The organism is Sphingomonas sp. 1F27F7B (assembly GCF_005503355.1).
Taxonomy (GTDB): Bacteria; Pseudomonadota; Alphaproteobacteria; order Sphingomonadales; family Sphingomonadaceae; genus Sphingomonas.
The window spans coordinates 22,168-29,881 of the sequence record NZ_SCMK01000040.1 but is presented as its reverse complement, the minus strand read 5'-3'; the positions used below and the strand labels follow the sequence as shown (position 1 = coordinate 29,881).

Below are 7,714 nucleotides of genomic sequence, written 5' to 3'. Positions count from 1 at the left end.
AGGCTCGGGGGCCGGAGGTTCGGAAACCCGGGGTTCGGGCGCCGGCGCTTCATCCACCGGCGGCGTGATGGTCTCGGCGGCCGGCTCCACGTCCTCCACGGCGGGCGGAAGCGGCGCGGGGACGATCTCCGCCACCGGTTCCGGGGCAGGCGGCGCCAGCGGCGGCTCGGCCAGCGGCGGCGGTGAGGGAGCGACGGGCGGGGTGATCGGGCGGGACTGCGCGGCGTCCTCCCGATATTCGTCGTTATATTCCTCGATCTCCTCGCGCGCATCGCGGCGGCGGCCGGCGAGGCGCGTGCCCCACCACAGGACGAGGAGTGCGAAGACCACGCCCACGGCGATCGCCGCGAACGGGAGCGTCAGCCAAAGCGGGGCTCCGTTGAAGAGCGGTTCCGTGCTGTTCATCTGCGCCTGTCCCGTCCTTGCGAAATTGCGATTCCCGGCAACTGCATAACGTGGTGCGGCGCAGCGCGACAAGCTGGTCGCGCGTGCTGCTCGCCAACTGTCCCGAAACGGCAAGCTTTGCCGTTCGCGCCGCGCCCTATCGTTCGCGCGCCACTTCGCGCCAGCCGATGTCGCGGCGGCTGAAGCCGGTGGGGAAGTCGATCGCGTCCATCGCGGCATAGGCCGCGGCCTGCGCCGCCTTCGCCGTCTCGCCCAGCGCGGTGACGCTGAGCACGCGGCCGCCGCTGGCGACGAGCGTGCCGTCCTCCCTCCGGGTGCCGGCGTGGAAGACCTTGGCGCCGGTCGCCTCGGCCCGGTCGATCCCCGCGATCGCGCCGCCGGTCTCGGGCGTGCCGGGATAGCCCTTCGCCGCCATCACGACGGTTAGCGCGGTCCTGGCCGCGAAGGTCGGCGCCGGCTGGCTTGCCAGCTCGCCCTTCGCCACTGCCAGCATCAGCTGGAGCAGGTCGCCGGTGAAGCGCATCATCAGCACCTGGCATTCGGGATCGCCGAACCGGGCATTGTACTCGATCAGCTTCGGGCCGGTGGCCGTCAGCATCAGCCCGGCATAGAGCACGCCCGAATAGGGCGCGCCCATCCGGGCCAGCGCCGCGATCGTCGGGCGGACGATTTCATCGATCGCCCGGGTTTCCAGCGCAGGCGTGAGCACGGGCGCGGGGCTATAGGCGCCCATGCCGCCGGTGTTCGGGCCGGTATCGCCGTCGCCCACGCGCTTGTGGTCCTGCGCCGAGCCGAACGAGACAAGCGTCTCGCCGTCGGTGAGCACGAACAGGCTGGCTTCCTCGCCCTCCAGGAATTCCTCGATCACCACGCTGGCGCCCGGCTCGGCGAAGATCGCCTGCACCGCGCCTTCGGCCTCCTCATGCGTGAAGGCCACCGTCACGCCCTTGCCCGCGGCCAGGCCGTCGGCCTTGATCACCACCGGCAGCCCGAAATCCTCGAGGCTGGCCAGTGCTCCGTCGCGGCTCTCGCAGCGGACATAGCCGGCGGTCGGGATCCGCTCGCGCGCGCACAAGTCCTTGGTGAAGCCCTTGGAGCCCTCCAGCTGTGCCGGCACCTTGTTCGGCCCGAACACGGCCAGCCCCATGGTGCGCAGATTGTCGGCCAGGCCGGCGACCAGCGGCGCCTCTGGCCCGATCACCACGAAGCCGATCGAATGGCGCAGGCAGAAATCGATCACTGCCCGGTGGTCGCTCATCGCGATGTCCACGATTTCGGCATGCTCGGCTATTCCCGGATTGCCCGGCGCGGCGTAGAGCCGTTCGAGCAGCGGCGATTGCGCGAGCTTCCAGGCGAGCGCATGTTCGCGGCCACCGGACCCCAACAACAGGACATTCATGGCCGACCCCTTTCCCGATACGCCTGCGCGGCTCGTAGCCGAGCCGGTGCCGGGCGACAACGCGCCTGCGCTCTCGGTGAGCGAATTATCTTTGGCATTGAAGCGGATGGTCGAAGGCGAGTTCGGCCATGTCCGGCTGCGCGGCGAGATTTCGGGCTGGAAGCGGGCGGCGTCGGGCCATGCCTATCTGGCGCTCAAGGACGCGGATGCGGTGATCGACGGCGTGATCTGGCGCGGCGCCGCCAGCGCGATCCCGTTCCAGCCGCAGGACGGCATCGAAGTGATCGTCACCGGCAAGCTCACCACCTATCCCGGGCGCAGCAAATACCAGATCGTCATCGATCGCATGGAACTGGCCGGCGAAGGCGCGCTGATGGCGCTGTTCGAGAAGCTGAAGGCCAGGCTGGCCGGCGAGGGGCTGTTCGATCGCGAGCGCAAGCAGCCATTGCCGTACATGCCGAAGGTGATCGGGGTCGTGACTTCGCCCACCGGCGCGGTGATCCGCGACATATTGCATCGCCTCGCGGACCGGTTCCCCAGCCATGTGCTGGTCTGGCCGGTGAAGGTGCAGGGCGACGGCGCCGCGCAGGAAGTGGCGAACGCGATCCGGGGCTTCGATGCGCTGGTGGAGGGCGGAGCGGTGCCGCGGCCCGACCTGCTGATCGTCGCGCGCGGCGGCGGTTCGATCGAGGATCTGTGGGCGTTCAACGAGGAGGCGGTGGTGCGTGCCGTCGCGGCCTGCCGTATCCCGGTGATCTCGGCGGTGGGGCACGAGACCGATACCAGCCTTTGCGACTATGCCGCCGACCTGCGCGCGCCGACGCCGACCGCGGCGGCAGAGATCGCGGTGCCGGTGCTGGCCGATGTGCGTCACACGCTGGCGACGCTGGCGCACCGCACCGAGCGCTGCGTGCGCCGCTATCACGAGCGCGCCGGCGAGCGGCTGGCGGCGCTGGTGCGCGTGCTGCCGCGCCGCGATGCCCTGCTCGGGCCGCAGCGGCAGAAGATGGACGATCTGGGCGGGCGGCTCGACCGGGCGCTGGAGCGCCGCGTCACGCTGGCGCGCGGGCAGCTCGATCGCTCGGCGGGGGCGTTGCGCCCCGCCATGCTGGACCAGCGGCTCGCCGCGGCGAAACAGCGGCTGGAGGGCATCGGCCGGCATCTCGACCTGGTGCACCCCAATCGCCCGCTCGAAAAGGGTTATGCCTGGGTCGAGGCGCGGGGCACGCGCAAGGTGATCGCCACGGCCGAAGGCGCGCGTGCGGCGGGTGCCGTGACGCTCCATTTCATCGACGGCGCCGTCGATGCCCGGGTTGAGCGGCCGAGCGGCAAATCCTATGATGCGTCCCGGCCCGAACAGCCCAGCCTGTTGTGAGCACAATGCCAGTCACGAGGATGCCGCGCTTATGCTGATGTCGAACCCCGTCGCCCGCGCGGCGCGCCTCCACTTCATGGCGAACGGCTTTCGCGTGCTGACGCCCGGCGACCATGTCGTCTGCGCGGTCAGCGGCGAGAAAGTGCCGCTCGAGCGACTGCGCTACTGGAGCGTCCCCGCCCAGGAGCCCTATGCCTCGGCGGCGCTGGCGATGCAGGCGATGCGCGGCTGATGGGACTCGCCGCCCGGCTTCCCGCCGCGATCCTCGGCTTCACGCTGCTGGGCAGTGCCCAGCTCCCCGCTGCGCCTGGCGCCGTGGCTTCCGAGGCAGTGGCGGCGCCTATCCCGCCGGCCCCCGATGTCGCGGGTCCCTTCGCCTTCCAGGGGCAGTTGATCCAGGGCGGCGCGGTGATCGGCACTGCGCCGAAGGGCACCAGCCTGTTGACGCTCGACGGCGAATCGGTGCCGGTTACGCCCGATCGCCGTTTCCTGATCGCCTTTGATCGCGACCACGGCCCTTCCGCTATCCTGGTGGCGACGCTGGGCGACGGCACCCAGCAACGCCAGGTGCTGGCGATCGCGCCGCGCGCCTGGGATATCTCGCGGCTGGACACCTTGCCCAAATATCCGGTGCCGCGCCCCGAGTTCGAGCGGGTGCGCCCCGGCGAGCTCGCGCAGATCAATGCGGCGCGGAAGCTGCAGACCGATTCGGCCGGCTGGCGCCAGATGCCGTTCTTCTGGCCGGTGGTGGGGCGCATCTCCACGCTGTTCGGCTCGCAGCGCATCTATCGCGGCGAGCCGGGATCCTATCACTCCGGCATCGACATCGCCCGGCCGACCGGCACGGTGGTGCTTGCGCCTGCCGACGGGGTGGTCATCCTTGCCGCGGCCAGGCCCTTCACGCTGGAGGGCAATCTGCTGATGATCGATCACGGCGCAGGGCTGAACAGCGCCTTCATGCACCTCTCGCGCATCGACGTGAAGCTGGGCGAGCATGTGCGGCGCGGCCAGCCCATCGGCGCGGTGGGCATGACGGGCCGCGCGACCGGGCCGCATCTCCACTGGAGTCTCAAATGGCGCGACGCGCGGATCGATCCGCTGCTCGTTGCGGGGGCGATGCCGGTTACCGATTGAGGCGCTAATGTGTCGCGCCGCAACATAAAGAAACACGAATCGTAGCGGTTACGCAATATTACAAGCGACGATGTGGCATTTTGGCTACAGTCCCGTTGAAAGCGCGCGAGCGATGATCGTGCGCAGTTTACAGTCGAGGGGCGGCGATCCACGATCTCACCAAGCTCCGCTATCCTGATACGTGAGTTGCACACGAATGGATGGTGGAGCGGGGAGACAAACCCGGCTGTCGAGCCTCCGCGAAGCAGCCGGATACAAGAGGGATCACCATGAAGAACACGCAGATCAACCTGCGCGGGAGCACGGCGCTGTCCGCGCTCGTGCTTGCGGGTGCGCTCATCGCTACGCCAGCAATGGCGCAGAACTCGAGCAGTTCCACCGCCAAGAGCACGACGACTGCTGAGCAAGACGACCAGGGCGGCCAGATCGTCGTCACCGGCTCGCTTCTGCGTCGTACCGACACGGAGACTCCGTCGCCTGTGCAGGTGCTGTCGTCCGAGACGCTGGAACAGCGCGGCATCAACACGGTTGCCGAAGCGGTGCAGCGTCTGTCGGCGAACGGTTCGGGCGCGATCACGCAGGGCTGGAACAACGGCAGCAACTTCGCGACCGGCGCGAACGCTGTCTCGCTCCGCGGCCTGACCGTGCAGTCGACGCTGACGATCTTCGACGGTCTGCGCATGGCGCCCTATCCGCTCGCCGATGACGGTCACCGCAACTTCGTCGATCTCAACACGATCCCCGATGCCATCGTGGACCGCATCGAAGTCCTGAAGGACGGCGCATCGTCGACCTACGGCGCCGACGCGATCGCGGGCGTGGTCAACGTGATCATGAAGAAGGAAGTCACCGGCATTCACCTGAATGCGTCGGCCGGCATCTCCGATCGTGGCGATGGCGCCGAGCAGCGCATCGACGCGACGGTCGGCTATGGCAGCCTCGCCGAGCAGGGCTTCAACTTCTACATCAGCGGCGAATATCAGAAGAACGACAAGATCATGGCGCGCGACCGTGATTATCCGTTCAACACCAATGATCTGAGCAGGATCTGCGACTCCGCCGGCCACTGCCTCGCCAACACGGTCAATTTCGGCAGCAATGCCGATGGCTCGCTCAGCGCCGGCACGACCACCGTGGCGAACCTCGTCGCGCCTTCGACCGCGACCGGCACCCGCCTCGATCAGTACACCCTGCTCAACGCGGCTGGCGGCTGCAACGCGGCCGGCCTGCCGACCACCACGCTGACCACTACGCAGCGCGCCCTGAGCACGAATCCCGCCAGTGCGTCGTTCGGCAAATACACCTGGGCCGCGACTCAGTGTCTGCAGGACTCGCGCGCGATGTACGCGACGATCCAGCCGTCGCAGGAGCGCTATGGCGGCGTCTTCCACTTCACGGCGAACATCGGCGACCGGGCGCAATTCTATGCAACCGCCAGCTATTATGACGTGAAGACCGCAACCCAGGGCACGCCGCAGGCATGGGGCGGCTCGACCACCGCACCGCGTCAGGTCACGCTCAATCCGGTCGTGCTGCCGATCTATGTCTGCTCGGCCGGCGTCGGTTCGTTCGGCCCGGGCATTCAGACCTACAACACCAGCACCGGCTGCTCTGCGGCCAACGGCACGCTGAACCCGAACAACCCCTATGCCGCGGGCGGCCAGAACGCGATCCTGCGCGGTCGCTATGACACGCCGACTTCGCTGACCGCCGATGCGCGCTCGCTGCGTGGTGCGATCGGCATCAACGGCAGCTTCGGTGACAACTGGAACTATTCGGCCGACTTCACCATTTCGAACGTCCGCCTGAACGTGATCTCGAAGAACTATCTCATCCCGCAGCGCCTGGCCGATGTCATCGCGCAGGGCACGTACAACTTCGTCAATCAGTCGCTGAACAGCCAGGCGATCCGCGACTATATCTCGCCGGTCAACCAGAACGTGTCGAACTCGGACCTCTGGCAGGGCCAGGTCTCGCTCGGCAAGTCGCTGTTCAAGCTGCCCGGCGGCGATCTCCAGGTTGCGGTGGGTGCGTCGTATCGCCACGAGTCGATCAACAACCCCAGCGCCAACCCGGACAACATCGCGCATCCGTTCGAGCGCTACTACACGATCAACGCAGTGGGCGCGATCGGTTCGCGCAACGTGAAGTCGGCCTTCTTCGAAGTCTCGGCGCCGATCCTCGACATGCTGGAGGTCAACGCGTCGGGTCGCTATGACGATTATTCGTCGGGCCAGAGCAATTTCTCGCCAAAGGTCGGCGCGAAGTTCACTCCGATCCGCCAGCTCGCGGTTCGCGGTACCTATTCGCGGGGCTTCCGCATCCCGAGCTTCAACGAAGCTTACGGCCTGCCGACCACCGGCTTCAGCACGACGAGCGTGAACTGCACCACGTTCGCGGCGTTCTGCGCCACCCACCCGAATCCGACGCCGACACCGGGCAGCAGCCCGTACAACACCTATGTGACGAGCCCCTATTCGCTCGGCACGACGCTGACCGGCAATCCGGCTCTGAAGCCGGAACGCTCGCGCAGCTTCACCGCTGGTATCGTGGTCGAGCCGATCCGGAACGTCAGCTTCACGGTCGACTATTGGAACATCCAGGTGAAGGACCTGGTGGCGCAGGTCTCGTCGACGGATCGTACCAACGCGATCGCGCAATATTATGGCAACAACGGCGTCGTGAACATTCCGGGCATCACGGTGACCCCGGGCGTCGCAGACGTGGCCAATCCGAATGCGCTGCCGCTGCTCGGCACGATCAACGCGTCGTACAACAACGCTGGTAAGGAAAATGTCTCGGGTATCGACTTCGGCGCGAATATCTCGCTCCCGATCACCGAAGGCCTGAAGCTGATCAGCTCGTTCGATGCGGCGTATCTGATCAAGTACACGGTGACGAGCGTCGCGGGCGTGACCGACCGCTATGACGGTACGCTGAGCCCGTGCGACTACACCTCGTGCTCGGGTTCGCCGAAGTGGCGCGGTTCGTGGCAGAACACGCTCGACTTCGGGAGCGCCAGCCTGACCGGCACAGTGTATTACACCAGCGGCTATAACCTGGCCGAAGTCGACTATGGTGCAGATCCGAACGACTGCGCCGGCAACTCGACTGCCGGTATCGGCGCCCCGAACTTCCGTGGCGGTGGTCCTTCGCAGTGCTTCGCCAAGGCGCAGTGGAACTTCGACCTTTCGGGCCGCGTCAAGGTTGCCGACAAGTTCACGCTGTATTTCAACGCGATGAACATCCTGAACATCAAGCCGGTCACCGACTATGCAGCGGCCTATTCGCTGTATCAGTACAACCCGGCCTGGGGGCAGGCGAACATCATCGGGCGCTACTTCCGCGTCGGTGCCAAGGTCGATTTCTAGTCGCACCTGAACAAAGATCGGGGCGGTCGC

The 7,714-nt window shown here is 67.0% G+C and carries 5 protein-coding genes and 1 pseudogene; 4 read left to right on the top strand and 2 right to left on the bottom strand.

What is annotated here, in order from left to right:
* Both FFS08_RS22685 and purD read right to left on the bottom strand, forming a co-directional pair.
* Nucleotides 1–405: pseudogene (locus FFS08_RS22685) on the bottom strand (DUF2244 domain-containing protein); the annotation flags it as partial.
* Nucleotides 406–541: 136 nt separating this feature from the next.
* On the bottom strand, nucleotides 542–1,804 hold the full coding sequence (gene purD / locus FFS08_RS22680; RefSeq protein ID WP_137864673.1) for a phosphoribosylamine--glycine ligase: 1,263 nt from the start codon (nucleotides 1,802–1,804) through the stop codon (nucleotides 542–544).
* Here purD and xseA point away from each other — a divergent pair.
* The 4 genes from xseA (at nucleotide 1,803) to FFS08_RS22660 (ending at nucleotide 7,684) form a co-directional block, all read left to right on the top strand.
* Complete coding sequence (xseA, locus tag FFS08_RS22675) at nucleotides 1,803–3,179, top strand: exodeoxyribonuclease VII large subunit (RefSeq protein ID WP_137864674.1); 1,377 nt, start codon at nucleotides 1,803–1,805, stop codon at nucleotides 3,177–3,179. The genes purD and xseA overlap by 2 nt on opposite strands.
* Before the next feature lie 31 nt (nucleotides 3,180–3,210).
* Nucleotides 3,211–3,411 carry a DUF2093 domain-containing protein gene (locus FFS08_RS22670; RefSeq protein WP_137864675.1) on the top strand — a complete coding sequence of 67 codons (201 nt, stop codon included), beginning with the start codon at nucleotides 3,211–3,213 and terminating at the stop codon, nucleotides 3,409–3,411.
* Nucleotides 3,411–4,313: a M23 family metallopeptidase gene (locus FFS08_RS22665; protein ID WP_137864676.1), complete on the top strand. Its 903-nt coding sequence runs from the start codon at nucleotides 3,411–3,413 to the stop codon at nucleotides 4,311–4,313. Before FFS08_RS22670 ends, FFS08_RS22665 begins: the two co-directional genes overlap by 1 nt.
* Before the next feature lie 269 nt (nucleotides 4,314–4,582).
* On the top strand, nucleotides 4,583–7,684 hold the full coding sequence (locus tag FFS08_RS22660) for a TonB-dependent receptor domain-containing protein (protein WP_171012776.1): 3,102 nt from the start codon (nucleotides 4,583–4,585) through the stop codon (nucleotides 7,682–7,684).
* Nucleotides 7,685–7,714: the final 30 nt, after the last annotated feature.

Excerpts from the sequence above, each read along its gene's own strand:
- FFS08_RS22670 (WP_137864675.1), top strand. The coding sequence starts at position 3,211 with ATGCTGATGTCGAACCCCGTCGCCCGCGCGGCGCGCCTCCACTTCATG.
- FFS08_RS22660 (WP_171012776.1), top strand. The coding sequence starts at position 4,583 with ATGAAGAACACGCAGATCAACCTGCGCGGGAGCACGGCGCTGTCCGCG.
- purD (WP_137864673.1), bottom strand. The coding sequence starts at position 1,804 with ATGAATGTCCTGTTGTTGGGGTCCGGTGGCCGCGAACATGCGCTCGCC.
- FFS08_RS22665 (WP_137864676.1), top strand. The coding sequence starts at position 3,411 with ATGGGACTCGCCGCCCGGCTTCCCGCCGCGATCCTCGGCTTCACGCTG.
- xseA (WP_137864674.1), top strand. The coding sequence starts at position 1,803 with ATGGCCGACCCCTTTCCCGATACGCCTGCGCGGCTCGTAGCCGAGCCG.